Annotated in this window: 26 protein-coding genes and 1 pseudogene; 17 read left to right on the top strand and 10 right to left on the bottom strand. The window is 67.9% G+C overall.

The genetic code is table 11. From position 1 onward, the window contains the following. Window positions 1–118 precede the first annotated feature (118 nt). Together purU and NM2_RS12710 are read right to left on the bottom strand one after the other, a co-directional pair. Window positions 119–1,000, bottom strand: coding sequence for a formyltetrahydrofolate deformylase (gene purU, locus NM2_RS12720; protein ID WP_067667996.1), 882 nt, complete (start codon window positions 998–1,000; stop codon window positions 119–121). Between the two features lie 312 nt (window positions 1,001–1,312). Continuing rightward, window positions 1,313–1,828 carry a GNAT family N-acetyltransferase gene (locus NM2_RS12710; protein ID WP_067668017.1) on the bottom strand — a complete coding sequence of 172 codons (516 nt, stop codon included), beginning with the start codon at window positions 1,826–1,828 and terminating at the stop codon, window positions 1,313–1,315. A gap of 206 nt (window positions 1,829–2,034) precedes the next feature. Here NM2_RS12710 and deoC point away from each other — a divergent pair, with 206 nt between their 5' ends. Beyond that, the gene (deoC, locus tag NM2_RS12705; protein ID WP_067668014.1) at window positions 2,035–2,721 is read left to right on the top strand and encodes a deoxyribose-phosphate aldolase; all 687 of its coding nucleotides are present in this window, start codon (window positions 2,035–2,037) and stop codon (window positions 2,719–2,721) included. A gap of 10 nt (window positions 2,722–2,731) precedes the next feature. Here deoC and NM2_RS12700 read toward each other — a convergent pair whose 3' ends face one another. Beyond that, on the bottom strand, window positions 2,732–3,469 hold the full coding sequence (locus NM2_RS12700; protein ID WP_067667989.1) for an LmeA family phospholipid-binding protein: 738 nt from the start codon (window positions 3,467–3,469) through the stop codon (window positions 2,732–2,734). Window positions 3,470–3,584: 115 nt separating this feature from the next. Between NM2_RS12700 and NM2_RS12695 the strand changes: the two genes are divergently transcribed. Beyond that, window positions 3,585–4,268, top strand: coding sequence for a type IV toxin-antitoxin system AbiEi family antitoxin domain-containing protein (locus tag NM2_RS12695; protein ID WP_245717991.1), 684 nt, complete (start codon window positions 3,585–3,587; stop codon window positions 4,266–4,268). Window positions 4,269–4,644: 376 nt separating this feature from the next. Here the strand turns inward: NM2_RS12695 and NM2_RS12690 are convergent, their stop codons facing one another. The 3 genes from NM2_RS12690 to NM2_RS12680 all read right to left on the bottom strand — a co-directional run bounded on the left by NM2_RS12690 (window position 4,645) and on the right by NM2_RS12680 (window position 6,711). After that, window positions 4,645–5,379 carry a class I SAM-dependent methyltransferase gene (locus NM2_RS12690; RefSeq protein ID WP_245717992.1) on the bottom strand — a complete coding sequence of 245 codons (735 nt, stop codon included), beginning with the start codon at window positions 5,377–5,379 and terminating at the stop codon, window positions 4,645–4,647. A gap of 302 nt (window positions 5,380–5,681) precedes the next feature. After that, a complete protein-coding gene (locus NM2_RS12685) occupies window positions 5,682–6,197 on the bottom strand; it encodes a DUF2505 domain-containing protein (RefSeq protein ID WP_067667986.1) in 516 nt (171 codons plus the stop codon). 22 nt (window positions 6,198–6,219) lie between these two features. Next, window positions 6,220–6,711 carry a DUF2505 domain-containing protein gene (locus tag NM2_RS12680; protein ID WP_067667983.1) on the bottom strand — a complete coding sequence of 164 codons (492 nt, stop codon included), beginning with the start codon at window positions 6,709–6,711 and terminating at the stop codon, window positions 6,220–6,222. Window positions 6,712–6,737: 26 nt separating this feature from the next. Between NM2_RS12680 and NM2_RS12675 the strand changes: the two genes are divergently transcribed. Both NM2_RS12675 and NM2_RS12670 read left to right on the top strand, forming a co-directional pair. Further along, entirely contained in the window at window positions 6,738–7,844 is a 1,107-nt protein-coding gene (locus NM2_RS12675; RefSeq protein WP_439956867.1) for a UDP-N-acetylmuramate dehydrogenase, read from the top strand. Window positions 7,845–7,954: 110 nt separating this feature from the next. Further along, a complete protein-coding gene (locus NM2_RS12670) occupies window positions 7,955–9,145 on the top strand; it encodes a L,D-transpeptidase (RefSeq protein ID WP_067667980.1) in 1,191 nt (396 codons plus the stop codon). Between the two features lie 84 nt (window positions 9,146–9,229). On the opposite strand, the gene NM2_RS12665 is transcribed toward NM2_RS12670, so the two are convergent. Then, window positions 9,230–9,964, bottom strand: a complete 735-nt coding sequence (locus NM2_RS12665) for an SDR family NAD(P)-dependent oxidoreductase (RefSeq protein WP_067667977.1) — start codon at window positions 9,962–9,964, stop codon at window positions 9,230–9,232. A 120-nt stretch (window positions 9,965–10,084) separates the two neighbouring features. Between NM2_RS12665 and NM2_RS12660 the strand changes: the two genes are divergently transcribed. From NM2_RS12660 to NM2_RS12600, 13 genes are all read left to right on the top strand, one after another. After that, complete coding sequence (locus NM2_RS12660) at window positions 10,085–10,297, top strand: type II toxin-antitoxin system HicA family toxin (RefSeq protein ID WP_067667974.1); 213 nt, start codon at window positions 10,085–10,087, stop codon at window positions 10,295–10,297. After that, window positions 10,294–10,749, top strand: coding sequence for a hypothetical protein (locus NM2_RS12655; RefSeq protein WP_067667970.1), 456 nt, complete (start codon window positions 10,294–10,296; stop codon window positions 10,747–10,749). The genes NM2_RS12660 and NM2_RS12655 overlap by 4 nt, the downstream gene beginning before the upstream one ends. Before the next feature lie 10 nt (window positions 10,750–10,759). Next, window positions 10,760–11,584, top strand: a complete 825-nt coding sequence (locus tag NM2_RS12650) for an alpha/beta fold hydrolase (protein ID WP_067667967.1) — start codon at window positions 10,760–10,762, stop codon at window positions 11,582–11,584. Between the two features lie 155 nt (window positions 11,585–11,739). Further along, the gene (locus NM2_RS12645; RefSeq protein ID WP_067667964.1) at window positions 11,740–12,294 is read left to right on the top strand and encodes a Uma2 family endonuclease; all 555 of its coding nucleotides are present in this window, start codon (window positions 11,740–11,742) and stop codon (window positions 12,292–12,294) included. A gap of 105 nt (window positions 12,295–12,399) precedes the next feature. Further along, window positions 12,400–13,818 (top strand): D-inositol-3-phosphate glycosyltransferase, encoded by a 1,419-nt coding sequence (gene mshA / locus NM2_RS12640; RefSeq protein WP_174575630.1) that lies wholly within the window; start codon window positions 12,400–12,402, stop codon window positions 13,816–13,818. Further along, window positions 13,815–14,327, top strand: coding sequence for a type III secretion system chaperone family protein (locus NM2_RS12635; RefSeq protein WP_245717989.1), 513 nt, complete (start codon window positions 13,815–13,817; stop codon window positions 14,325–14,327). The genes mshA and NM2_RS12635 overlap by 4 nt, the downstream gene beginning before the upstream one ends. Before the next feature lie 131 nt (window positions 14,328–14,458). After that, window positions 14,459–16,810 (top strand): arylsulfatase, encoded by a 2,352-nt coding sequence (locus NM2_RS12630; protein WP_067667958.1) that lies wholly within the window; start codon window positions 14,459–14,461, stop codon window positions 16,808–16,810. Window positions 16,811–16,971: 161 nt separating this feature from the next. Further along, on the top strand, window positions 16,972–17,649 hold the full coding sequence (locus NM2_RS12625) for a nitroreductase family protein (protein ID WP_067667955.1): 678 nt from the start codon (window positions 16,972–16,974) through the stop codon (window positions 17,647–17,649). A 393-nt stretch (window positions 17,650–18,042) separates the two neighbouring features. Continuing rightward, window positions 18,043–18,942, top strand: a complete 900-nt coding sequence (locus tag NM2_RS12620; protein WP_067667952.1) for an ROK family protein — start codon at window positions 18,043–18,045, stop codon at window positions 18,940–18,942. A 33-nt stretch (window positions 18,943–18,975) separates the two neighbouring features. Further along, the gene (locus tag NM2_RS12615; RefSeq protein ID WP_067667949.1) at window positions 18,976–19,716 is read left to right on the top strand and encodes a phosphoglyceromutase; all 741 of its coding nucleotides are present in this window, start codon (window positions 18,976–18,978) and stop codon (window positions 19,714–19,716) included. Window positions 19,717–19,797: 81 nt separating this feature from the next. Next, window positions 19,798–21,849, top strand: coding sequence for a CocE/NonD family hydrolase (locus NM2_RS12610; RefSeq protein WP_067667946.1), 2,052 nt, complete (start codon window positions 19,798–19,800; stop codon window positions 21,847–21,849). A 376-nt stretch (window positions 21,850–22,225) separates the two neighbouring features. Beyond that, window positions 22,226–23,500 (top strand): sensor histidine kinase, encoded by a 1,275-nt coding sequence (locus NM2_RS12605; RefSeq protein ID WP_067667999.1) that lies wholly within the window; start codon window positions 22,226–22,228, stop codon window positions 23,498–23,500. Then, entirely contained in the window at window positions 23,497–24,186 is a 690-nt protein-coding gene (locus NM2_RS12600; protein ID WP_067667943.1) for a winged helix-turn-helix domain-containing protein, read from the top strand. The genes NM2_RS12605 and NM2_RS12600 overlap by 4 nt, the downstream gene beginning before the upstream one ends. A 192-nt stretch (window positions 24,187–24,378) precedes the next feature. Here the strand turns inward: NM2_RS12600 and NM2_RS48960 are convergent, their stop codons facing one another. The 3 genes and pseudogenes from NM2_RS48960 to NM2_RS50885 all read right to left on the bottom strand — a co-directional run. Next, entirely contained in the window at window positions 24,379–24,561 is a 183-nt protein-coding gene (locus NM2_RS48960; protein WP_169816169.1) for a hypothetical protein, read from the bottom strand. A gap of 263 nt (window positions 24,562–24,824) precedes the next feature. Beyond that, complete coding sequence (locus NM2_RS52575; RefSeq protein WP_281182437.1) at window positions 24,825–24,956, bottom strand: hypothetical protein; 132 nt, start codon at window positions 24,954–24,956, stop codon at window positions 24,825–24,827. Further along, a pseudogene (locus tag NM2_RS50885) lies at window positions 24,953–25,634 on the bottom strand (hypothetical protein); the annotation flags it as partial. The gene NM2_RS52575 and the pseudogene NM2_RS50885, both read right to left, overlap by 4 nt.

Below are 25,634 nucleotides of genomic sequence, written 5' to 3'. Positions count from 1 at the left end.
GCACGTCGGAGGTGGGGCGTTGGGTGCCCAGGATGCGGAGATGCTCGGTCGCCGGGTGTGTTCCAGGTTGATATAGGTGTACGGGCGGAACCGTTGGGGCCGTTGGGCTTCGGTGTATTCAGTTGAACACGACCGTTCTTCGGCCGTGGACCAGGACGCGGCCTTCCAGGTGCCAGCGCAGGCCGCGGGCCAGGACGACGCGTTCGATGTCGCGGCCCTGGCGGACCATGTCGCGGACCTCGTCGGCGTGGTCGATGCGGATGACGTCCTGTTCGATGATCGGGCCCGCGTCGAGTTCGGCGGTGACGTAGTGGCAGGTCGCGCCGATCAGTTTGACGCCGCGGGCGAAGGCCTGGTGGTAGGGGCGGGCGCCGACGAACGAGGGCAGGAAGCTGTGGTGGATGTTGATCGCGCGGCCCGCCCAGTGCTCACACAGTTCCGGCGGCATGACCTGCATGAATCTGGCCAGCACCACCGCGTGCGGGTCGTGGGCGTCGACCAGTTCGCGCACCCGGGCGAAGGCCGGGCCGCGTTCGGCCGGATCCTTCGGGAACGGCACGTAGTGGAATTCCACGCCGTGCGCCCGGGTCAGGTCCGCCAGATCGGGATGGTTGCCGATCACCGCCTCGATGGTCGCGGGCAGCTCGCCGATCGCGGCGCGGCCCAGCAGATCGTGCAGGCAGTGCGCATCCCGGCTGACCAGCAGCACCGCGCGCCTGCGCACCCCCGAATCGAGCAGCTGCCAGTCGGTCTCCGGCCCGAATTCCGTCGCGACCTCCCCGAATCGCGCCCGCAACTCGTCCAGCCCGAACGGCACGGTCGCCGCGGTGATCGCCTGCCGCGTGAAGAACCACCCGGAGTCGATATCCGAGTGATATCCGGCCTCCATGATCGATCCGCCGAACCCCGCGATGAACGAGGTGATCCGCGCGATGATCCCCGGCCGGTCCGGACACCCGAGCGTCAACACGAACCGCCGATCGTCACCCGCCGCGCTCATGCGGTGACCATCCGAGCGCCGGGCGCGGACGTGCGCGCAACCGTGATCGCCGCCGATTCACCCGCGCTGTCCGTACGCCCGGCTCCGATCCGCGCTCGCAGTGCCGACTGTGCACATGTGGATGAATCCATGATGTCGCTTCGGATCGATGGCTCACGCGATCGGTCCGCGCGCTCGGCTCCGGCGAGCACCCGCCGCGCCGACCGCTGGTGCGTCGGGTTTCGGGGGCCGACGTGCGCCCATTGTCTCGGCGGTTGACTCAGACACTCGCTCATATCGCCATCCTCGCAGGTGGCGAAGGCCCCTCGGGGCTCAGAGTGCGTAGAACGGCTCCGGATAGTGGAATTCGCCGGTGATGCCGGGTTCGTAGGCCGTGAGGGGGCGGACCTGGAAATGGGAGTTCCAGGCGGGTTCGTTCGGGACGATGCCGAGGCGGGAGCCGGGCTGAAAACCGAAGCGGGGGTAGTACTCCAGGCTGCCGAGCAGGCCGACGAGGGGTTCGTCGAGGGCGTCGGCCGCACCGAGGGCGGCGTGCACGAGGGCCGAGCCGACACCGGCGCGCTGACGTTCGGGCAGGACGCCGATCGGGCCGAGAGCCAGCACCGGAAACGGGCCCACACCCGCGCGGGTGAGGCAGACGTGGCCGACCACCCGGTCGATGACCTCCGCGACCAGCGACAGCGTCGGTATCCACGCGGAATCGGTGCGCAAGCGATGGACCAGACCGACTTCGGCGGGGTCGCCGTCTGTCTCGGACCGCGCGAACGCGGCTCGATGCACCGCATCGATCGCGGGGATGTCGCCGGCCCGTTCACGACGGATCAGCACGGTGACCGTCTCCTCCCCTTCGACTGAACCCGGTCGCATTCGTGGTGATACGACTGCTGCCCGCACGACCGGCGATCACGAGTGTGCGGGACGAACAGGTCCGAACGCAACGAAATTCGTTCCGCCGCAGGCACCAACGGCCGCCCGGCCTCGATCGCACCGCACCGGCCGAATGCGCTGGGACCGATGTGCCAGACTCTGTGCCCATGGCCGATACCTCGCCGCAGACCGGAGATCGCGCGCTCACCCGTCGGGAGGTGGCCGCGATGATCGACCACACTCTGCTCGCCCCGGGCGCCACCGCCGACGACGTCGCCGCGACCATCGAACAGGCGCGGGAACTGGGCGTCTACGCGGTATGCCTGTCGCCGTCGATGCTGCCGGTCCGCGCGCCCGGACTCGTCGTCGCCACCGTCGCGGGATTCCCTTCGGGCAAACATCATTCGCTGATCAAGGGCAGTGAGGCGCGCTTGGCGGTGGAACAGGGCGCGGCCGAGGTCGACATGGTCATCGACGTCGGCGCGGCGCTGGCGGGTGACTACAACGCGGTCCTCGCCGATATCGTCACCGTGCGGGAGGCCGTCGGGGACGACACGGTGCTGAAGGTGATCATCGAATCCGCGGCCCTGCCCGATGCGGCGATCGCCGAGGTGTGCCGCACCGCCGAACGCGCCGGCGCCGATTTCGTGAAGACGTCCACCGGATTTCATCCCGCGGGCGGCGCCGAGGTGCGTGCGGTCCGGATCATGGCCGACACCGTCGGCGGGCGGCTGGGAATCAAGGCCAGCGGCGGCATTCGCACCGCCGAATTCGCGGCCGAGCTGATCGCCGCGGGGGCGACCAGACTGGGCATGTCCGCGTCTCGCGTTGTGCTGCAAGGATTTCCGGAATAGGCCATCCCGCTCAGCAACTGACCTGGTTCTGGTTCTCGGGGCCCTGCAAGGTGCTCGCGCCGCCGGTGAGCTTCACCTGGATACCGGTATCGGTGACGGTCAGCTGACTCGGATGCATGTCGAGCGGATAACTCTGCAGACTCTGGGTCATCGACTTCACGATGTTGTCGACCAGATCGTTGGGGATGCCGATCACGCCGAGCAGTGTCGCCTTGTTGGTGTCGACCTGGATCTTGTCGCCCACGATGTGCGGGGTCACCTGCAGATCCGCCAGCCCGCCGAGCACCTTCACATCCAGGCTGTTGGAACTCGGATCCGACGTCACGCCCGAGACCAGGCCCTGCAGCGTCTGGGCGATCCCGTCGTCGCTCCAGGTGGCCTCGGCATCGGAGCTGCCGACGGTGGCATTGTTACCGTTCGTGGTGATGTCGTGCAGCGTGGCGCGCACCTTCATGCCCACGGCCGGGCCGAACTGGGCGTCGTCACTGGTCACCGTGACCGAGCCGACCTTGTGGTCGACGTAGGTGAACAGCAGGGGTTTCGCGCCGAAACTCACCGAAACCTTGCTGCCCAGGCTCTTTTCGAGCTGGGTGGCGATGCACTGTGAAAAGTGTTTGCGGGCATAGGTTTCGAAGCCGACCGCGGTGCCGACGACGGCCAGCACGATCACGATTCCGACGATCAGCACAATTCGGCGCACGTTCCGGCCGCGGCGCGGCGCGGCGGTCGCGGTATCTGGAAGGCTCATGGCTGCGATTCTTCCCGAAATTTCTGAGGTCGTTCTGTGGAACGGTTGAAGGACCGATTGCGAGTCGTGCCCGATTGTGACATACCGCACACGCTCCGGGCGTAGCCTGGATCGCATGTCCAGGGAAGCCGGCGCCGCCAGCAGCGGGCCCGGAAGCCGTAATCCGCGCAACAACGGCGGGCCCCGCGAACGTCGGCAGACCGGGGTGGCCGGACGGCTGCGCGATCCGGAACAGGCATGGTCGGTGCTGCGGCGTCTCGCGGGGCGGTACGCCGGATATTTCACCACTCGCACGGTGGTCCGGGCCGGATGCGAGGAGCTGATCCGCTCGGCGGTGAACGAGGGCCGGGTGGTCCGGGTCGGGGTCGGGCTGATGCGGCTGGGCGATTGGCCGCGGGGTCCGCTGGACGACTATGCGATGTGGTCGGCCTGGTTCGACGGCGCGGCCGCGGTCTCCCACCACAGCGCGGCCGAACTGCACGGTATCGGCCGGCTGCGTCCGCGATTCGTGCACATGTCCGCCAGCGGCGGCCGACTGCCCAACTCCGCCGGACTGGTCGTGCTGCGCCGGACACTGCGCCGCACCGACGTCGAATCGGCGGGCGCGTTTCTGGTGACCACCCCGCTGCGAACCATCCTGGACCTGGCCGAATCGGGTATCGGCCAGATAGCCCTGGACGAGGTGGTAGCCGACGCGGTCGCCATCGACCGCTGCGACGGCGACGAAATCCACACCGCCGCAGGCACTTTGCCACCCCACGCCGCCACCCGCCTGCGCCGCTCGGTGGATCGGTCCTGAATGACGTTGCAGTTCAGAGCTTTACCGCCCCTGTCGTGTCCCGCCGCACCGATCCACGCAGGCCGTCGCCTGTCCACGCCCGCCGCACGATTCCGGTGGCCGGTGAACCAGTGTGAGTATTGCTGCGGCTCGGGGGCCTGCTGACCGGACCTGTGTTTCATCGGGTTCGCGGCCCGCTACACGTCGCGCGGCGTTGGAAATGGCGAGCCTTTCGCCTGCAGTCGCGTGACTTCGGGTGATCGGTGCATCGAGCGTGGATATCGCTGTGGTTCAGAGCTTTGCGGGAGCTACCGCGCTCGGGGCCGGATCGGGCGCGGGCGCGGTAGCTTTCGATGAGTCCGGATGTCGATCGTCTGGGCGTGAATAACACTGTGGCTCAGGGTTTTACGGGTGCGACGATGTCCCACGGTATCGACAGGACGCAGTCGCGCATGCGGCGGCGGTAGGGGCGGACCGGGAAACCGTTGTCGCGCAGGATTTCCGCGGTGCGTCGCCAGCGGGCGCGGGGGCCGTAGGGGGCGAGTGGGGCGGCGTGGGCCCAGGCGCGGTCGGCCGCGGTGAGCAGGGTGTGGATCGGTTCGCCGGGGACGTTGCGGTGGATCAGGGCCTTCGGGAGGCGTTCGGCCACGTCCGAGGGGCGGTCGACGGTGAACGGATCCCAGGCCAGGGTCAGCGACAGCGGACCGGATCGGTCCAGCAGGACCCAGGCGCAGCGGCGGCCGAGCTCGTCGCAGGTCCCCTCCAGCAGCAGTCCGCCGGGTGCCAGGCCGTCCAGCACCGTGGCCCACGCCGACGTGACGGCCTCCTCCGGATACTGCCGCAGCACGTTGAACGCGCGCACCAGCACCGGGCGCAGACCCGCGAGTTCGAATCCGCCGCGGGCGAACCGGACCCCGTCGCGGCCGGGGACGACGCGTTCTGGATCGATCTCGAGGCCGACCACCCGCACGTCGGGGCGCACCCGGCGCAGCCGCGCGGCCAGTTCCAGGGTCGTCACCGGGCTCGCGCCGTAACCGAGGTCGACCACGAGCGGATCGGCGGCCTCGCGCACCCGGCCGCGGACCAACTCGTCGTGGATCAGCCAGCGGTCGCTGCGCCGCAAGCGATTGATTCCGGTCGTTCCCCGGGTGATCGAGCCGAGCGGCTTACCGGATGCACCGGGCGGTTTGCCGGGCCTGCCGAGCGGCTTGCCGGACGCGCCGGTCGACTTATCGCAGGTACCGAGCGGCTTGCTGGATGCGGCGAGCGGTTTGCTGGATGCGTTGGCGGATTTATCGGGCGTACCGAGCGGTTTGCTCGATGCGGCGAGCGGCTTGCCGGATACATCGGCTGACTCATCGGACGTGCTGAGCGGTTCGCCGGATGTGCTGAGCGGGCTGCGGTGGATGAGCGGGCTGTCCGATCCGGCGCCTCTCAGCTCGTCGGGTTCTGCTCTTCCAACCATTGCGTCGTGAATTCGGCCTCGGCGCGCAGCAGATCGATCAGGTTGATCAACATCAACTGTTCGAGTCTGGGTCCGAGCAGCGGGATGGTCACTCGCGCCGTCGGCGTGGTGCGCAGGGTGCAGCCGGTGTCGGTGGGGAACAGGTGCATCTTGCCGGTCAGGGAGCCGGGTGCGGACGGGATCGTCGCGTCGAACTGGCCGGTGACCTCGGGGCCGTACGGTGCGTAGGTCTCGGTGCGGGTGATGATCATGTCCTTGCGCATCACCGTCTGCGCCAGGTCGGGCAGCATGCCGCGCGGTAGGACGTGCTCGAGCACCACCTCGATACCGCCGTCGCCCGCCTCCAGCGAGATCACCTCGTTGGGTGAGTACTCGCGCATCTTCGCCATCCGCGCATCCCAGTAGGCACGGTCGGACAGCGCCGCGTACACCTCCTTGGTGGTGTGCAGCGGATAACGGGCTGAGTAGGCGAGTCGACGGGGCATGGGGAGTTAGGTTACTGGTCGCTCAGCGGTTCGCGATCCAGGTGTTGGTGAATTCGGCCTCCGACTCGAGCAGCTCCAGCAACTTCTCGGCTACCACTGCCTCGATCTTTTTGCCGAACAGCGGGACGCTCACCGCGACGGTGCCCTCGACGACGGCCCGCACATGAGTGTCGTCACCGGTGAGGGTGACCGTGCCGCGCACCTCCGCGGGCGCGCCCTCCACATGGGCCTCGAAAACGCCGGCCTCCTGGGATTCGGAGTAGGTCTCGGTGCGCGGGATGACCAGATTGCCGGGGCGGACCGAGGTCAGCGCGCTGGGCAGCTCGGCCTCGGGAATGGACTGCACCATCGCGACCCGCAGTTGCTCGCCGTCGTACTGGAACGATTCCAGGCGCGCGTCCGGGCCGCCGACCTCGGCGAGGCGGTCCTTCCAGTACTGTTCGTCCGCGAACGCCGCGCGTACGGCCGCGGTCGAAAATCGGTAGTTCGCGGTGAAGGCCAGAGGTGTCGCCATGGTCGAACAGGCTACCGTCTGTGGCTGTGCGTACATCTCAGGTGGTGCCGTTCGAGGACGTGACCGAAGTGCTGGCCGCAACCGGTGCGCGGGTGCGCAATTCGGTCCCGCTGGCCGGGCTGACCACGCTGCGGGTCGGCGGCCCGGCGACGGTCGCGGAGTGCGAGAGCGTCGAGGCGCTGGTCGCGACGGTGCGCACCCTGGACGCGGCCGGAATTCCGGTCCTGCTGCTGGCGGGCGGATCGAATCTGCTGGTCGCCGACGCCGGATTCGGCGGGGTCGTGGTCCGGATCGCCACGTGCGGAATCGCATTCGGCGCGGATGGGGTGGTTGCCGAGGCGGGCGCGGAGTGGGACGAGGTGGTCGCGGCGAGCGTCGCGGCCGGATTCGGCGGGCTGGAATGCCTGTCCGGGATTCCCGGTTCGGCGGGTGCGACGCCGGTGCAGAACGTCGGCGCGTACGGCGTGGAGGTGGCGCAGCTGCTGCGGCGGGTGCGGTTGCTGGATCGCGCGTCCGGTGAGATCCGTTGGGCCGCACCGGACGAGCTCGGTTTCGGATATCGGACCTCGGTGCTCAAGCGCAGCGACCGGTCGGTGGTGCTGGCCGTCGAGTTCGCCCTAGATCCCGAGGGACGCAGCGCACCGCTGAACTATCGCGAGCTGGCCGTCGCGCTGGACGCCGCCGAGGGCGAAACCCGTCCGGCCGGGCAGGTGCGCGAGGCGGTGCTGCGATTGCGCGCGGGCAAGGGCATGGTGCTCGACGCCGCGGATCACGACACCTGGAGTGCCGGGTCGTTCTTCACCAATCCGGTGGTGCCGCCCGAACGGGAGGCCGAGGTGCGCGCGGCCATCGCGAGTCATGTGGGAGATATCACAGTGCCTGCCTACCCGTCGGTAGCAGGGGTGAAGTTCTCCGCGGGCTGGCTGATCGAAAGAGCCGGTTTCGGCAAGGGATATCCGGGGAACAATGCCCGTGCCCGACTGTCCACCAAACACACGTTGGCACTGACCAACAGGGGTGAGGCGAGTGCGGCGGACCTGCTCGAGTTGGCCCGGACCGTGCGTGACGGCGTCGCGGAACGCTTCGGGATCCGCCTGGAACCCGAGCCGGTGATCGTGGGCTCGGCACTCTGAGCGGGTGGCGTGAACCACGCGGAACTCGGTCGGAGCCGGAAAACTCAGCCGGTAGATTCGCGGAAGTGAGCATTCGAAGAGTTACCAGCCGCCGCGCCGCGATCGCGGGGATGGCACAGCTGGCGGCGGCCGCGTTCGTGGCCGGATGTTCGAGCGGCGGCGGCGGTTCTCCGCAGCAGAAGGCTCCGGTCGCGAAGGTGACCTTCGAGCCGGGCGCGGGCGCCGCCGATGTGAACCCGGTCGCGCCGATCTCGGTCAAGGTCGCCAACGGCACGCTCGAGCAGATCGCGCTGAGCAATGCCGGCGGTAAGCAGGTCAACGGCACGCTCTCGCCGGACAAGACCAGTTACAAGGTGAGCGAACCGCTCGGCTACGACGCGACCTACACCTGGTCGGGCACCGCGGTCGGCACGGACGGAAAGTCCGTCGCGATCGACGGCAAGTTCACCACGTTGTCGCCGAAGCAGACCGTGCCCGCGACGGTGAACGTCGGCGACGGCCAGGAGGTCGGCATCGCCGCGCCGATCATGCTGCAGTTCAAGAGCCATGTGGAGGACAAGGCCGCCACGGAGAAGTCGTTCACCGTCACCACCAATCCGCCCACCGAGGGTGGCTGGGCGTGGTTGCCCGACGACAACGGCGGTTCGCGGGCGCACTGGCGGCCCAAGGAGTACTGGGCGCCCGGCACGACCGTCGATTTCGTGGCCAAGCTGTACGGGCTGGACATGGGCGGCGGCAACTTCGGCGACTCGGATCTGACCTCCTCGTTCAAGATCGGTCGCAGTCAGATCGTCAAGGGCGCCGCGGATACGCACCGCGTTCAGGTGATCCGCGATGGTTCGACGCTGTTCGATTTCGCGTGCAGCTACGGCGAGGGCAATGAGAAGCGCAACGTGACCCGCTCGGGCATCCACGTGGTGACCGAGAAGTACGAGGATTTCACGATGTCGAATCCGCCGTTCTACACCAACGCCCGCGAGCGCTGGGCCGTACGCATCTCGAACAACGGCGAATTCATTCACGCCAACCCGATGTCCGCTGGGGCGCAAGGCAATTCGAATGTCACCAACGGATGCATCAACCTCAGCACGGCCGACGCGCAGAAGTACTTCCCGACCGCCCTCTACGGCGACCCCGTCGAGGTCACCGGCACCTCCATCGCCCTGTCCGCCGCCGACGGCGACATCTACGACTGGACCATCGACTGGGACAAGTGGCAGACCATGTCGGCCCTGCACGGCCAGCCCGCGCCCGTCGTCTCGGCTACGCCGATCGCCCCCGGGCCGCCCGGGGGCAACTGAGTCCCGGAGCGGCCCGGTGATGTCGCCGACAGCTGCTGCGCGCCAACAATATTCGGCCGCGGGATGACGAAACGCCTCGGGGTTTCAGGAGCGGCGGGAGAAGCGGCCGGGGCCTGCCTGGTCGCGGGGTTTGACGACGATGGTGTCCAGGTCGACGTGGGGTGGGCGGCTGGCGGCGAAGGCGATGATTTCGGCGATGTCCTGGGCGAGTAGGGGATCGATGCCCTCGTAGACCTTGGCGGCGCGGTCGGCGTCTCCGTCGAAGCGGACCAGGGAGAATTCGGTTTCGACTGCGCCCGGGGCGATTTCGGTGAGCCGGACGGGCTGGCCGAGCAGTTCGCCGCGGAGGGTGCGGTGCAGGACGCCCTGCGCGTGTTTGGCCGAGGTGTAGCCGGAGCCGTTGTCGTAGGTGTCGAAGGCGGCGATCGAGGTGACGGTGACGATCAGCCCGTCACCCGAGTCGATCAGCTTCGGCAGCAGCGCTTTGGTCAGCCGCAACGTGCCCAGGACGTTGGTCTCCCACATCCACCGCCAGTCGTCCAGATCCGCCTCGGCCACCGTGGCCAGCCCCTTGGCCCCACCCGCGTTGTTCACCAGCACGTCGACCCGTTCCACCGCGTCGCAGAACGCCCGCACCGACTCGTCGTCGGTCACGTCCAACGCCAGCGCCGTCCCGCCGATCTCCTGCGCGAGCTGCTCGAGCCGATCCACCCGCCGCGCCCCCACATACACGTGGTACCCCTGTTTCGCCAGCTCACGCGCGGTAGCCTCGCCGATCCCCGAACTGGCCCCGGTAACAACAGCACTACGAGTACTCATACCCGAAGCTTATGTGCCCCCGGTTTGCCCAGCAGCGCGACCACCGCCACATATTCGCGCTGCGATAATTGTCTAGCCTGATTCGACTTGATATGTCTAGGGGTACTAGACATACTAACCATGACAAAGCGCAGGGACATCATCAAGGCGATCCGGAATGCTGCCGATGAACGAGACCTCGCTGTCGAGATCACCGAAGGTGGTAACCACACCATCATTGAACTGGATGGGATGAAGATCCCCGTGCCGCGACACAACGAGGTCCGTGAACTGACGGCCCGCAGCATCTACAAACAGGCCGCGGCGAAGCTGGGAGAGGACTGGTGGAAGTGAGCACCTACACCGCGCGGGTCATCCGTGACGAAGATGCCTGGATGATCGAGGTTCCCGAGATCGATCGGGTCACCCAGGCATTGAACTTGCGCCAGGTCGAGGAGATGGCCCGCGACCTCATCGCCATCATGACCGGCACTGAACCCGACTCGTTCGACCTCGTAATCGAGTGGCCCGCACACATTGCGGCATCACTCGACGCATACCGTGCTGCCGGTGTGGATGCCGAGCAGGCCGCCGCACGTGCGACCCGGGCGCGCCTCGATGCTGCCGCCGCCTTGCAGTCCGAGGGCGCGACCGTACGTGATATCGGCGCGCTCATGGGTGTTTCGTTTCAGCGCGCACAGCAGATCCTCGAATCCGGACGCACGGGCGCGGGGGTTGCCGCGAAGTCGAGGAAGGTGAAGAAGAGCGCCGCAACCGAGAAGTCCAGGCGTCGGCAAGCTGGCTAGCCTCGCGGGTATGGGTATTCGGGAAGTGGTCAGTGCGGACGGGACCGGGATCGTCTATCGGGTGAGTGGGCCGGTGCAGGGGCGGCCGCTGGTGTTGTTGCACGGGTGGGCGGGGAACTTGCGGAACTGGGGGAGGGCGGGGGAGGAGTTGGGGCGGCGGTTCCGGGTGATCTCCGTCGATCTGCGGGGGCACGGGTATTCCGATGCGCCGGAGGATGGCTACGACGATCCGGAGAACTGGGCCGCGGATGTCGCGGCGGTGCTGGCCGCGGAGGGGGTCGAGACCGGGGCGGTGCTGCTGGGGTGGTCCTACGGCGGGATCGTGCTCAGCGACTATCTCGCGGTGCACGGCACGGGCGCGGTCGCGGGCGTGGTGTATTCCAGTTCGCAGGCCGGGATCGGGCGCGGGGTGCCCGGCGCGGAACCCGGTCCGGCGATGCAGAAGGCCATTCCCGACGTGTTCGAGGAGAGTCCGGGTAGGGCGATGCGCGGTTTCGCGGCCTTCGGCAGTGCGAACACCGGCGCCGCGCGGGACAAGGGCGGCGATGCCCAACGCCTGTTCGGCGGCAGCCTGTCCACCCCGCCGAGGGTGCGCAAGGCCCTGTTCTACCGCACCGTCGACAACACCGCGATGCTGCGCACCCTGGACGTCCCGGTCCTGGTCCTGCACGGCACCGCCGACCCGGTGGTCCCCATCGACAACGGCCGCTACATCGCCGAAGCCGCCCCGGATGTGCGCACCTCCTACTGGGACGGCGCCCAGCACGGCCTGTTCATCGAGGACCCGGACCGTTTCGTCGCCGAGGTCACCGATTTCATCACCGCACTCGACTGAACCTCAACCGCCGCAGCTGATCTCATATGGCAGCCAGGTGTGATGTTCACGGGTGTGCACCGGTCTCACGGGATGGCAGCTACCCTGATCTGGGTAGAAACATGTGACCAGGGTGGGCAGATTGTCGGGGGCGGACGGAAGGTGGCGGGCGGGTCGTGGCACATCCGGTGTTCGCCTATGACGACGTGAATCACGAAGCGGCCCTCGAGTACGCGGTGCAGCACGTCGAGGGCCGAAGTGCTGAAGTGATCGAGGGGCGCATCGTACTGGTGTCACCGATGTGGGACCACGAGAGGATCATCGCGCGCATACGGCGTCAACTCGACGCGCGAGTCGATGAACTCGACTGCCTGACCGGTTCGGGCAACCTGGACCTTCCGGGCTCGCCGAACTGGTACGTCCCGGACCTGGCGGTCATACCGGACGGCCTCGCCAAGGTGACCGGGGCGCTGCTGCCGGACCAGACGCTACTGATAGTCGAGGTGACCTCGGACTCGACCTTGGAGAACGATCGCTCCACCAGACGCCTCCGGTATGCGCAGTACGGAGCGCCGCTCTATCTGCTGGTCGACCGCCGGGAACGCGTGTGGACTCTGTTCCGGGACCCGCACGATCTCGGGTATGGCCGTACGGACGGCCCGCGGCCGTTCGGCGAGCCGATTCCGCTCCCGGATCCTTTCGCGCTGGCCATCGATACTTCCGGCTTCTGATTCGAAAATTGATTGTGCCGCTGCGTTTTTCGTGGCACGAAGGAGATTTCGCCCAGGGCGCGCGAACGTGTTCGCCGGACGCGAAATGGCTGGAAGCGCATTGTGATGACTCTCACTTGGTGGTCCGGGTCGCGTCGACGGCCGGGGCGGGCCGTGCACACTGGAAAGGTGGTGAGTCAACGCGCGGACGTACGGCCGAATCGGATTGCCGTGTTGTCGGTGCATACCTCGCCGCTGGCGCAGCCGGGCACCGGGGACGCGGGCGGGATGAACGTCTACGTGTTGCAGACCGCGATTCAGCTGGCCCGGCGCGGGGTCGAGGTGGAGATCTTCACCCGGGCTACCTCCTCGAGCGACGCACCGGTGGTCGAGGCCGCGCCCGGCGTGCTGGTGCGCAATGTGGTGGCGGGGCCGTTCGAGGGCCTGGACAAACACGATCTGCCCACACAGCTGTGCCCGTTCGCGGCCGAGGTGCTGCGGCAGGAGGCCCGGCAACTGCCCGGTCACTACGACCTCATCCACTCGCACTACTGGCTGTCCGGGCAGGTCGGCTGGCTGGCCCGGGATCGCTGGCGGGTGCCGCAGGTGCACACCGCGCACACCCTCGCCGCGGTGAAGAACGCGTATCTCGCCGAGGGCGACGCACCCGAACCGAAGGCCCGGGAGATCGGTGAGCGTCAGCTCGTCGAGGAGACCGATCGGCTGATCGCCAACACCGCCGAGGAGGCCCGGCAGCTGGTCGAGCTGTACGGCGCGGACTCCGAACGCATCGATGTGGTGCTGCCGGGTGCGGATCTGGCGCGTTATCGTCCCGGCGACAAGGCCGCCGCGCGCGCGGAGCTGGGTATTTCACCCGACGAGCAGGTGGTCGCCTTCGTCGGCCGGATTCAGCCGCTCAAGGCCCCCGACGTGCTGGTGCGCGCGGCCGCCCGGGTGTTGCGCGAGGAACCCGGCCGCGCGCTGCGGGTACTGATCGTGGGCGGCCCGTCCGGAACCGGACTCGAACGTCCCGACGCGTTGATCGAACTCGCCGCCTCGCTGGGCATCGCCGACCGGGTGACCTTCCTGCCGCCGCAGGCCCCGCAGCGGCTGGTGCAGGTGTACCGGGCCGCGGACGTGGTCGCGGTGCCCAGTCACAACGAATCGTTCGGCCTGGTCGCGATCGAGGCGCAGGCCAGCGGTACGCCGGTGCTCGCCGCGCAGGTCGGCGGTCTGGGAACCGCTGTGCGCGACGGGGTTTCGGGTCTGCTGGTATCCGGTCACCGGATCGACGACTGGGCCGGGTCATTGCGCTCGATGCTGGGCGATCCGCGGCGGCTGCGCACGATGGGCGTCGCGGCCGCCGAGCACGCCGCCGAATTCTCCTGGGAGCACACCGCCGAGGGGCTGCTGGACAGTTATGCCGAGGCGCTGTCGAGCCATCGGGGCGTGCGCTCGCGGCTGGCGGGTAGCGTGCTCACCGACGGCTATCAGACCAGGTCGCGGGTGCTGTGGCGGCGACGGATGGGAGTGGTGCACAGGTGAGCGGACGTGCGGTGAGCGAGGCGCAGACCGCGGAACTGATCGAGCGGACTCTGCGCGATCGCGAGGTGGAGTACACCCGCAACGACGAGCACACGTTCGTCGTGGTGCTGCCCGGCGAGCGCAAGCTGAAGACCGCCGTCATGCTGACCGTCGGCCGGCACGGGGTGCGCATCGAATCCTTCGTCTGCCGCAAACCGGACGAGAACTTCGAAGGCGTCTACAAATTCCTGCTGCGCCGCAACCGCCGCCTGTACGGCGTCGCCTACACCCTGGACCGGGTGGGCGACATCTACCTGGTCGGCCGCATCGCCACCCACGCGGTCACCGAGGACGAACTGGACCGGATCTTCGGCCAGATCCTCGAGGCCGTCGACGGGGACTTCAACGTCCTGCTCGAACTCGGTTTCGCGGAATCCATTCGGCGCGAATGGAAGTGGCGTGTGTCGCGGGGGGAGTCGCTGAAGAATCTGCGTGCCTTCGAGCATCTCGTGGACGCCGAGGAGTCCTGAGCCGGTTCCGGGCCCGCCTACCGCTCGAGCGCACAAGTCGGTGGTGACACGCGGCGGTGCGACGCCGTACCCTCACTGAATACCGAAGCTGCTGATCAGACACGCACAGTTCTCCTCACCGGAGGTGTTCGATGGTCAGGAATTTCGAGGGGAAAATCGCGCTCGACACCCGTGATTCGGAGCCGGACTGGCGGCCTTTCGCGGAACCGACCGCACCGCGCGGCGCGCCGAACGTCCTGTATCTGGTGTGGGACGACATCGGGATCGGGACCTGGGACTGTTACGGCGGTCTGGTCGAGATGCCGAATATGCGCCGGATCGCCGATCAGGGTCTGCAATTCACCCAGTTCCACACCACCGCACTGTGTTCGCCGACTCGTGCCTCGCTCCTGACCGGCAGAAACGCGACCTCCGTCGGCATGGCGACCATCGAGGAGTTCACCGACGGATTCCCGAGCATGTGCGGTCGCATACCGCAGGAAACCGCGCTGTGCTCGGAGGTCCTCGCCGAGCGGGGATGGAATACGTACGCGGTCGGAAAATGGCATATGACACCGCTGGAAGAGGAGAATCTGGCCGCGTCGAAGCGGCATTGGCCGTTGGCGCGCGGGTTCGATCGCTTCTACGGGTTCCTGGGCGGGGAGGCCGACCAGTGGTATCCGAATCTGGTGTACGACAACCACCCGATCTCGCAGCCGTACGCACCGGAGGACGGGTATCACCTGTCGAAGGATCTGGCCGACAAGGCGATCGAGTTCATTCGCGACGCGAAGGTGATCGCGCCCGACAAGCCGTGGTTCACCTACCTGTGCCCGGGGGCCGGGCATGCGCCGCATCACGTGCCGCGGGAATGGGCCGACAAGTACCGCGGCCGGTTCGACATGGGCTATGAGAAGTACCGCGAGATCGTGCTGGAGAACCAGAAGCGGATGGGTCTGGTGCCGGAGAACACCGAACTCTCACCCATGAACCCGTACGCGAACGTCACCAGCGCGGACGGCAAGCCGTGGCCGGTGCAGGACACCGTGCGAGAGTGGGATTCGCTGTCGGAGGACGAGAAGCGGCTGTTCCGCCGGCAGGCGGAGGTCTTCGCGGGATTCCTGTCCTACACCGACGCGCAGATCGGCCGCCTGCTGGACTATCTGGAAGAGAGCGGCCAGCTGGACAACACCGTCATCGTCGCCTTCTCGGACAACGGCGCCAGCGGCGAGGGCGGCCCGAACGGCTCGGCCAACGAGATGAAGTTCTTCAACGGCTACATCGACACCATCGCCGACAGTCTGGCCAAGCTCGACGAGCTGGGGTCCCCGACCACCTACAACCACTACTGCATCGGGTGGGCGATGGCGTTCAACACCCCCTACAAGCTGTACAAGCGATACGCCTCGCACGAAGGCGGCATCGCCGACCCGTGCGTCATGTCGTGGCCGGCCGGGATCGCGGCCCGCGGCGAGCTGCGTCACCAGTACCTCAACGTCTGCGACATCACCCCGACCGTCTACAACCTGCTCGGCATCACACCCCCGGACACGGTGCGGAACGTGCGGCAGCGTCCCCTGGAGGGGACCAATTTCCGGGCGCTGTTCGATGACGCGAACGCGGATGTCGGCAAGCACACGCAGTTCTATTCGATGCTGGGCACGCGCGGGATCTGGCATCGCGGGTGGTTCGCCGACACCATCCACGCCGCATGCCCGTCCGGCTGGGGGCATTTCGACCAGGACCGCTGGGAGCTGTTCCATATCGAGCAGGACCGCAGCCAGATGCACGACCTCGCCGACGTTCATCCCGAGACGCTCGAGGAGATGAAGGCGCTGTGGTTCTCGGAGGCCGAGAAGTACAACGGCATGCCGCTCAACGATCTCGACTTCATCTCCGCCCTGACCCGCTACCGCCCGACGTACGCCGCGAAGCGGGACAGCGCCGTCTACTATCCGGACATCGCGGAGGTGGGACCCGGTGCGGCGCTGGAGATCCGGGGACGATCGTTCGCGTTGCTCGCGGAGACGTCGATCGAGAGTGCCGAGGCGGAGGGGGTGCTGTTCGCCCACGGCGGCCGGCTCGGCGGACACACCCTGTACGTCGAGGACGGCCACCTCTACTACACCTACAACTTCCTCGGTGAGGAAGAACAGACCATCGTCTCCGATCGCACGGTGCCGCTGGGCGATCACATCCTCGGGGTCCGGTACGAACGTCGCGGAACCCGCGCCGACAACTTCACGCCCACCGGTGAGGCCGTCCTGTACATCGATCGGACCCCGGTCGGCTCGTTCGACGACATGCGGACCCAGCCCATCGTGTTCTCGGGTGTCGGGGAGGGAATCCGTGTCGGCCGCGACAACGGCCAGTCCGTTTCCGCGCGCTACCGATCACCGTTCCCGTTCACCGGAGGAACCTTGCGCCAGGTCATCGAGGACGTGAGCGGCAAGCCCTACCAGGATCTGGAAATGGCTGCGGCTGCGGCGTTTTCGCGCGATTGAGCCGGAAATCCGTGGCGCGGCCGATGTTCCGGCGCCACTCGCGCTGGCGCACTGTCACTCGACGGGCTCGACCGCGTGCGGTGGCACCGGCCGGGCCGGGCAGCGCGTTGTCCCGAGGGGCGGTCGGTCGCTCGCGACCCTCCACGATCGACAATGGCCGCATGGAGCTGAGCGATGCGATGCGGACCACGGGAGCGATCCGGGAATTCACCGACGAGGCGGTAGACGATCGTACGGTCTACGAGATCCTCGACGACGCCCGATTCGCGCCCAGCGGCGGTAATCGGCAGGGGTGGCGCGCGGTCGTGGTGCGCGATCCCGAGGTGCGGCTCGGGCTGCGGGATCTGTATCTGCCGGGGTGGGACGAATACCTGGCCATGGGACGGGCCGGGCTGGTGCCGTGGGCTCCGATCACCGATCGCGAGGCCGAGGCGCGGGCACTTCGTGAAGCGGCCGCCGGCAAGGCGGTGCGGGGTGGGCTGGCCGGACATCTGCACGAGGTACCCGTGCTGATCGTGCTGCTGGCCGATCTGCGCGCCCTCGCCGCCTCGGACCGCGATCTGGACCGGTACACGCTGGTCGGCGGCGCATCGGTCTATCCCTTCGCCTGGAACATCCTGCTGGCCGCCCGCGACCGCGGCCTCGGTGGCGTGATGACCACCATGCTCACCCGCCAGGAGGCCCAGGTCCGCGCCCTGCTCGGCGTACCCGGCGAATACGCGGTAGCCGCGGCACTGGTCCTGGGCCATCCGGTCCGCCGCCCCACCAAACTCCGCCGTGCCGCCGTCGAGGACTTCACCACTGTCGACCGCTTCGACGGCCCGGGTTTCACCGCCTGATCCGCGATGCCTCGCCGGTGATATGCGACGCCTTGCTGGTGGTGTGGTGCCGGTTCCGTTCCGGGCGCGGACCGGAGGGGGTGTGCTGCGACGCGAACGCGTACCGTGACGCTTCGCCGGTGATCCACGATGCCTCGACCGGCATGGTGTCGGTTCTCTTCCCGGGTGAGTCGAAAGGCGTTGTGCCGCAATGCCGAACGCGGTCGGTCCTCGTCGGCGCGAGCCGCTCGCGACCGTCCGATGCGGGGTCGGTCCCGGTTGGGACCGCGACCGGGCGGGCCCGATGCCGATATGCGGCCTGATGCGTTCGGGGCGCGTTGCGGTGCGGGCCAGGCCCTGAAACGACGTAATTTCGCTGCCGGGAGCGGGCCCGGGGTGCGAGGATCTCGGGCTGTGACGTGTGTGGCTTTGGATATCGGGGCGACGAAGTTCGCCGCCGGGATCGTGGGTGTGGGGCGGCAGGTTCGGAATGTGCGGCAGATCGCCGTGCCGAAGGAGGGGGTCTGGGACGCGTGCCGGGAACTGCTGCTCGGGGTGACGGGCCACGACCCGGTCACGGCGGTCGGGATCGGGGCCGCGGGGCCGGTGGATGCGCGGTCCGGGACGACCTCGCCGTTGAACATCCCCGAGTGGAGTTCGGGATTCGCCCTGGTGGACGCGGTGCGGGAGCTGTTCCCGGGGGCCGTGGTCCGGCTCGCGGTGGACGGTGCGTGCCTGGCGCTCGCGGAATATCACATCGGCGGGTTGCGCGGGGTTCGTGACGGGCTGGCGATGACGGTGTCCTCGGGGATCGGCGGCGGGATCATCTCCGACGGGAAGGTCGCGCTCGGGCGCACCGGGAACGCCGGGCACGTCGGCCATATCGTGGTCCCCGGCTCCCGCGACCACTGCGGCTGCGGCGGTATCGGCTGTGTCGAGGCCGTCGCCAGCGGCATGTCCTCGGTGCGCTGGGCCCGCGACCACGGCTGGACCGGCCGCTCGGGCATCGAACTCGCCCAGGCCGCGCACGGCGGTGACGCGATCGCCCTCGCGGCCCTCGAACGCGCCGGAACCGCTCTGGGACAAGCGATTTCGTCCGCCGCCGCCCTGCTGGACATTGATCGTGTCGTCATCGGCGGCGGTTTCGCCGAATCCGGTGAGCCGCTGTGGAATCCGATGCGCGCCGCCATCGCCGAACACGCTCGCCTCGGCTTCCTGCACGACCTGCGCGTGGTCCCCTCCCAGATAGACCACGGCGCAACCCTGGTGGGCGCGGCCGTGCTGGCGACCGAGTACGAGGCCGAACAGGCATAGTGACCGCTCGACGGGGCCCGTTACGATGGCCGCATGACGTACACCCTCGTGCTGCTGCGCCACGGCGAGAGCGAATGGAATGCCCTGAATCTGTTCACCGGCTGGGTGGATGTTCATCTCACCGACAAGGGAATCGCCGAGGGCAAGCGGGCCGGGGAACTGCTGGCCGAGCAGGGGATCCTGCCCGACATCGTGTTCACCTCACTGCTGCGGCGGGCGATCAGCACCGCGAATCTGGCGCTGGACGCGGCCGATCGGCACTGGATTCCGGTGATCCGGGACTGGCGGCTCAACGAGCGGCACTACGGCGCGTTGCAGGGCAAGAACAAGGCCGAGATCCGGGACAAGTACGGCGACGATCAGTTCATGCTGTGGCGGCGCAGTTACGACACCCCGCCGCCGCCGATCGACGCGGGCAGCGAATTCAGCCAGGACGGCGATCCGCGCTATGCCGGTATCGAGGCTCCGGCCACCGAATGCCTGAAGGACGTCGTGGCCCGGATGGTGCCCTACTGGGAGTCGGACATCGCCCCGCGGCTGCGCACCGGCAAGACGGTTCTCGTTGCCGCACACGGCAATTCGCTGCGCGCGCTGGTCAAGCACCTGGAGGACATCTCGGACGAGGACATCGCCGGGCTGAACATCCCGACCGGCATCCCGCTGCGGTACGAGCTGGACGAGAACCTGCGTCCGATCGGCCCGGGTGAGTACCTGGATCCGGAGGCGGCCGCGGCGGGTGCGGCGGCGGTGGCCGGCCAGGGCGGCAGCAAATAGAAGTTACCGGTGGTTCACAACTTACTCACCGGTAGCTAAACTCTCGTTCGTTTCTTCCGAACGAGAGGTGGATCACGTCCGATGCAGTACGCGTTCCGCGCCGCGGCAATATTGACCGCGACGACCCTTGTCCTTCCCTTCTTCGCCGGAACGTCCTCGGCGGCCCCCGAGCCGACCGGGCCCGATGGTGGCGCCGCGGGCGCCGCCTGGGCGGCCGCCGAGGACGGTCCGCAGCGGTATCCGAACATCCACATCGACTGGGATGTGCCGATCACCATGAGCGACGGCACGGTGCTGAAGGGCAACGTGTATCGTCCTGCCGATCCGGCCGGGCATCCGATCGATGCGCGAACACCGGTCGTGCTCAACATGACTCCGTACACCAAGTTGGTGTCGAATCTGGCCGATCACGCGGGTTCGGTTCCCGGACTGTCCGACGCTCTGCTGAACCTGGCCCGGCAGATCGATCTGTCCGGCACCCCGCTGTCCGGAATCACTGATCTGACAAAGGCTTTGGGCGGCGGCGCGCTGCGCAACTTCGCGGTGGACCGTCAACTGGTGGAGAGCGGATACACGCAGGTCGTGGTCGACGTGCGCGGAACCGGCTTCTCCCAGGGGGATTGGGACATGCTGCGGCAGCGCGAGCAGCAGGACACCGTCGAGACGATCGATTGGGCCGCGCGCCAGCCCTGGTCCGACGGCAAGGTCGGCATGAACGGCCTGTCCTATTCCGGCATCAACCAGGTGCAGGCCGCGCAGTTGCATCCGCCCGCGCTGAAGGCGATCTTCCCGGTGGTGCCCGGCAGTGATCTGGTGAACGACGTCCTCGCGCCCGGCGGCGGCTTCGGGTTCAACTTCATTCCGTTGTGGCTCACCGCGATCAACACCCTCAAATGGGTTCCGGATGTGCAATCGCTGGTCACCGGGAAGTTCGACACGACGTGGCTCGGCGACCGCGTGAACGATCCGTTCACCTACATGGACGTGCTGATCAACGCCTACACCCGAACGCGCATGCAGGATCTGGATCCCCGTGTGCGCCGGATGCTCACCGACATGTCCACCGAACGCAAAGCGTGGCTGGGTGATCCGAGCCGGATCACGATCCCGACCTTCGTCACGGGCGGCTGGCACGATCTGTTCACGTATTCGGAATCCAAGATCTACAACGAGATTCCGCTCGCGCCGGGGCACAAGCAGCTGCTGATGGGCAACACCTATCACCTCAACTCGGGCAGCGAATCCGGTAGGCCGGGCCTGCCGCCGCGCCTGGACGTGTTGCAGCGCGCGTGGTTCGACAAGTGGCTCAAGGGAATCGACAACGGCATCGATCGGTACGGCCCGGTGACGTTGCGCGAACAGGGCGGCGGCTGGGTCACCCAGGGCGGTTTCGGTCCGTCGTCCCCGGCCGAGGAGGCCGCGAAGTATCGCCGAATGTACCTGTCCGCCAATAGAAGTGGTACCGCGTCCAGCGTGTGGGACGGATCGCTGAGCGCCGCGCGGAGCGATGAGTCCGCGCGGCTGACCGTCGCGCCCGGCCTGAGCACGCTGTGTTCCAACGACGCCGCGCAGGCCACCGCGGGTGTGTTCGCGGTGATCAATGCCTGCGGTGCGGACGCCCGGATCGCCGAGACCAACGCGCTGACCTTCACCAGTGCGCCGGTGCCCGGCGCGACCACGATCTCCGGTCCGATCGCGGTGCATCTCGAGACCGTGCAGGACGCCGCGGACGGATACTGGGTGGCGACGCTGAACGACGTCGCCCCGGACGGGCAGTCGACGGTGCTGTCCTCGGGGCAGCTGATGGCGTCGCTGCGGCAGATCGACGAGGCGCGCAGTTCGCGTTCGGCCGGCGGCGACTACACCGATCCGCGCCCCTACACCTCGCTGGACCGGCGTCAGCCGACCGTGCCGGGCGTGCCGACCACCCTCGACATCGCGCTGCCCGCCACCCGCGCGGTGCTGGCCCCGGGCCATCGCCTGCGGGTGGACGTGTTCGCCGGGAACTTCCCGAAGGGCCTGCCGATCATGCCGATGCTGGTCGACACCGGCCTGAAGCCCGAACATGTGCAGCTCGATCCGCGGGATCCGAGTTTCGTGAACGTCCCGGTTCGCGGAGACGACGGCTGGTGAGCCCGGCTCCCGGGCGCACCTGACGGCTGGTGCGCCCGGGTAGTGCTCCCCGCGCGATGTCGCATCGCGATCCGCTCCGGTGATAAAAGAGGCCAACTTCACAAACCGTGGAACCCGCCGAACTCCGCACGGCAACGACGCGCGACGCCGGACGAGTTCACGTGTGCTTCGCGCATTCTCCAGATGCGCGGTGCCGCAACGCAATGTCCCCGGGGGACCGTTGAGGGCGCGCGGGACTCGGCCCGTCCGGTGATCCCCGACTCGCCGATAAACACCGCGTGAACGACTGGCTAACGCCGTCATAATGCCCTGCGACCTGCGTGAAACTTCGCCGACCGGCACTCGCCGTGTCGGTCCGCGATCGTACGATTCACGTGTGAGCGTTCCCCAGGCCGTGCTGCTGGCAGTTCTCGCGGCCATCGTCGGGCTGGCCGTGGGCGGGCTGCTCATTCCGTATGTGAATGCTCGCCAGGCGCAGCGCCGCGAGGCCGAGAGCGGCCTGACCATGTCCCAGGTGCTCGACCTGATCGTGCTCACCTCCGAGAGCGGTATCGCGGTCGTCGACGAATATCGCGACGTGGTTCTGGTCAATCCGCGCGCCGAGGAATTGGGCGTGGTCCGCAATCGCCTGCTGGACGAGCGCGCCTGGGCGGCGGTGGAGAAGGTCATCGCCGAGGGCGAGGATGTCGAATTCGACCTCACGCTGAAGAATCCGGTGCCCGGCCGCGGCCGCATCGCCGTGCGCGGCATGGCCCGCCCGCTCTCGCGCGGGGAATCCAATTTCGTCGTGCTGTTCGCCGACGACGATTCCGAGACCGCCCGCATGGAGGCCACCCGCCGCGATTTCGTGGCCAATGTGAGCCATGAACTCAAAACGCCCGTCGGCGCGATGAGCCTGCTCGCCGAGGCGTTGCTGGAATCGGCCGACGATCCGGATTCGGTGCGGCACTTCGGCAATCGGCTGCTGGCCGAGTCCGGCCGGATGGGCAAGATGGTGACCGAGCTGATCGCGCTGTCGCGGTTGCAGGGCGCGGAGAAGCTGCCGCAGCTCGAGGCCGTCGAGGTGGACATCGTGGTGAACGCCGCGATCGAACGTTCCCGCACCGCCGCCGAGGCCGCCGGAATCACCGTCAGCACCGACTCCAACAGCGGGCTGGAGATCTTCGGCGACGAACCGCTGCTGGTCACGGCGCTGTCGAATCTGGTGGAGAACGCCATCAACTACTCCCCGCGCGGCTCGCACGTGTCCGTGAGCCGCGCGATACGCAACGGCCATGTCAACATCGCGGTCACCGACCGTGGTATCGGCATCGCCAAGGAGGATCAGGAACGGGTCTTCGAGCGGTTCTTCCGCGCCGACAAGGCCCGCTCGCGCGCCACGGGCGGCACCGGGCTGGGACTGGCTATCGTCAAGCACGTGGCGGCCAATCACAACGGCGAGATCACCCTGTGGAGCAAGCTGGGCACGGGTTCCACGTTCACGCTGCGCATTCCCGCGGTCGAGACCGAGGATCACAGTGCCCGCGGCGGCGCCGGTGCGGGCGTCGCCGCGGACAAGAGAACACCCGCTGGAACTCCGGCGGGCAAGAAGGAAACCGGCTCACGCCCCCCGGGGCGAGCCAGACCAAACGGTGTGGAGGCAACCCGATGACGAGTGTGCTGATCGTCGAGGACGAGGAGTCGCTGGCCGATCCGCTCGCCTTTCTGCTGCGCAAGGAGGGGTTCGAGGTCACGGTCGTCGGCGACGGACCTTCCGCGCTGGCCGAGTTCGACCGTTCCGGTGCGGACATCGTCCTGCTGGACCTGATGCTGCCCGGAATGAGTGGCACCGACGTCTGCAAGCAGCTGCGCATCCGCAGCAGTGTGCCGGTGATCATGGTGACCGCGCGGGACAGCGAGATCGACAAGGTGGTCGGCCTCGAGCTGGGCGCCGACGACTATGTGACCAAGCCGTATTCGTCCCGGGAGCTGATCGCCCGGATCCGTGCCGTGCTGCGGCGCGGCGCGGGCGAGGAGATGGACGGCGGCAGTGAGAACGCCGTGCTGGAGGCGGGCCCGGTGCGCATGGACGTGGACCGGCACACGGTCCAGGTCAACGGCAAGCCGGTGACCCTGCCGCTCAAGGAATTCGATCTGCTGGAGTATCTGCTCCGCAATTCCGGTCGCGTGCTCACCCGCGGGCAGCTCATCGATCGGGTCTGGGGCGCGGATTACGTCGGCGACACCAAAACCCTGGACGTGCACGTCAAGCGATTGCGTTCGAAGATCGAGATGGATCCGGCCAAACCGGAACATCTGGTCACCGTTCGCGGCTTGGGCTACAAGCTCGAGGCCTGATCCCGCCGCGCGCGGACCGGGCCTGTCGGCAGGCTCTTCGCACGGGCTTCGGCCATGCCCTCGCGGGCCGCAGATTGTTCAGGTTGAGGATCTCGCCGGCCTCGGCCGTGTTGCGGGCGAACCGGTCGAACTTCGTCGTGGTCGGTACCACTTGCCGCCCGGTGACCGCCGCCGCGGCGGAGGTGACCGCGGTCAGTGCGTTGTCCAGGCCGGTGCGGTTCTGCCGGTGCGGGCTGCGGGTTGGTCGGACGGTGGCTGCCGGTAGTGGTTGCGGATTTCGTGCCAGCAGGTTGCGGCCACGCACGTCCAGCCGGCGAGTGCGGCGAGGGAGGGAACGGTCACCAGCAGAGCGAGCAGGGTGAGCATGGATCTCATCACCCCGCCGGGGGTGCAGAGACCGGGGTGCGGGCGCCGTCCATGACCTCGGTCCACCAGCGCTCCAGGAGACTGGGGTCGGGCCAATGCACTACCGGTCGATCGGCGGAATTGGTTGCGGCCGTGTGGGTGTGGTTCAGTTCGGGGTTTTGGTCGGCTGGGTCGAGATGTGATCGGGGGTCCACGGTGGTCCTTGTGCGGTTGCTGCTCGGTGCGCTGGTTATGCCGGGAGAGCACGCTTCCCCGGGGCCTGTTGGGCTGGGTTACGGCGTGTGGGAGCGGCCCAGCGTGGTCGTGTCCAGCCCGGGCTCGCGGTCGCGCTCACGGACGAGACTGCGCTGTTGAGCGCGGTCGAAGTCACTGCCTGCCGGGACGAAGGTCCTGATGCTGGTCATAGCGGTCCCTGCTCGATGTCCGCCGCGAGCGTCGATGCGGCGGAAGGGCCGGGTGAGCCCGGAAGACCCGAAGCTGACCGGGCCCACCCGTGGACGGAACGGATTCGAACGTCCTCTTCGGGGCTGTTCGCGCGGGGGAGGGCGGTGATCCGTGCCCGGGGTTGATGCCACCGATAGTGGCCGTGCACGTGCCGGACAGCCACAGGTCCGGGTGGACCGTGCCGGGATGGGTGATCGGGCCGGACGCCGCCCCGTGGTCGCGAGAACAGTTGTGTGGGAGAACATTTCGTGTGGTCTGCGGTGTTGTCGATGGCTGCGACAGGCATCACCTCGCTCTCACTGGTCATCGGATGTCGCGTCGAGCCGGCCTGTGCGCCCTGGGGCGGGCCACGCCCCCGGGGGTCCGTGGGGCCGGGCCGACGTCCGTGGGGGCGGACGGGCCGCCGCCGCGGGTCGAGCCGTGGCCAGGGTGTCCCGCGTTCGCGTGGCGGTGGGGATGCCCACCGGTCGCGGGCCTGGCACAGGACCTCGTCGATCTCGGCGAACAACTCCTCGAGATCGGGGTCCAGCCCCAGCAGCCGGGCATCCAGCTCCGACAGCTTGTCGGTGGCCTCGCTCGTCGCGGGACCGTACGCGCACCTCGTCTCGGGCACCGTCACAAGACCTTCTCGTGAGGTG

Source organism: Nocardia miyunensis NBRC 108239 (assembly GCF_001613065.1).
GTDB lineage: Bacteria > Actinomycetota > Actinomycetes > Mycobacteriales > Mycobacteriaceae > Nocardia > Nocardia miyunensis.
The sequence above is the reverse complement of the archived record's forward strand: the minus strand, read 5'-3'. Positions and strand labels throughout refer to the sequence as shown.

Excerpts from the sequence above, each read along its gene's own strand:
- NM2_RS12660 (WP_067667974.1), top strand. The coding sequence starts at position 10,085 with ATGACAAAGCGCAGGGACATCATCAAGGCGATCCGGAATGCTGCCGAT.
- NM2_RS12685 (WP_067667986.1), bottom strand. The coding sequence starts at position 6,197 with ATGCCCCGTCGACTCGCCTACTCAGCCCGTTATCCGCTGCACACCACC.
- mshA (WP_174575630.1), top strand. The coding sequence starts at position 12,400 with ATGACTCTCACTTGGTGGTCCGGGTCGCGTCGACGGCCGGGGCGGGCC.
- NM2_RS48960 (WP_169816169.1), bottom strand. The coding sequence starts at position 24,561 with ATGAGATCCATGCTCACCCTGCTCGCTCTGCTGGTGACCGTTCCCTCC.
- NM2_RS12600 (WP_067667943.1), top strand. The coding sequence starts at position 23,497 with ATGACGAGTGTGCTGATCGTCGAGGACGAGGAGTCGCTGGCCGATCCG.
- NM2_RS12680 (WP_067667983.1), bottom strand. The coding sequence starts at position 6,711 with ATGGCGACACCTCTGGCCTTCACCGCGAACTACCGATTTTCGACCGCG.
- purU (WP_067667996.1), bottom strand. The coding sequence starts at position 1,000 with ATGAGCGCGGCGGGTGACGATCGGCGGTTCGTGTTGACGCTCGGGTGT.
- NM2_RS12650 (WP_067667967.1), top strand. The coding sequence starts at position 10,760 with ATGGGTATTCGGGAAGTGGTCAGTGCGGACGGGACCGGGATCGTCTAT.
- NM2_RS12695 (WP_245717991.1), top strand. The coding sequence starts at position 3,585 with ATGTCCAGGGAAGCCGGCGCCGCCAGCAGCGGGCCCGGAAGCCGTAAT.
- NM2_RS12665 (WP_067667977.1), bottom strand. The coding sequence starts at position 9,964 with ATGAGTACTCGTAGTGCTGTTGTTACCGGGGCCAGTTCGGGGATCGGC.
- NM2_RS12630 (WP_067667958.1), top strand. The coding sequence starts at position 14,459 with ATGGTCAGGAATTTCGAGGGGAAAATCGCGCTCGACACCCGTGATTCG.
- NM2_RS12610 (WP_067667946.1), top strand. The coding sequence starts at position 19,798 with ATGCAGTACGCGTTCCGCGCCGCGGCAATATTGACCGCGACGACCCTT.
- NM2_RS12625 (WP_067667955.1), top strand. The coding sequence starts at position 16,972 with ATGGAGCTGAGCGATGCGATGCGGACCACGGGAGCGATCCGGGAATTC.
- NM2_RS52575 (WP_281182437.1), bottom strand. The coding sequence starts at position 24,956 with ATGACCAGCATCAGGACCTTCGTCCCGGCAGGCAGTGACTTCGACCGC.
- deoC (WP_067668014.1), top strand. The coding sequence starts at position 2,035 with ATGGCCGATACCTCGCCGCAGACCGGAGATCGCGCGCTCACCCGTCGG.
- NM2_RS12615 (WP_067667949.1), top strand. The coding sequence starts at position 18,976 with ATGACGTACACCCTCGTGCTGCTGCGCCACGGCGAGAGCGAATGGAAT.
- NM2_RS12670 (WP_067667980.1), top strand. The coding sequence starts at position 7,955 with ATGGCACAGCTGGCGGCGGCCGCGTTCGTGGCCGGATGTTCGAGCGGC.
- NM2_RS12700 (WP_067667989.1), bottom strand. The coding sequence starts at position 3,469 with ATGAGCCTTCCAGATACCGCGACCGCCGCGCCGCGCCGCGGCCGGAAC.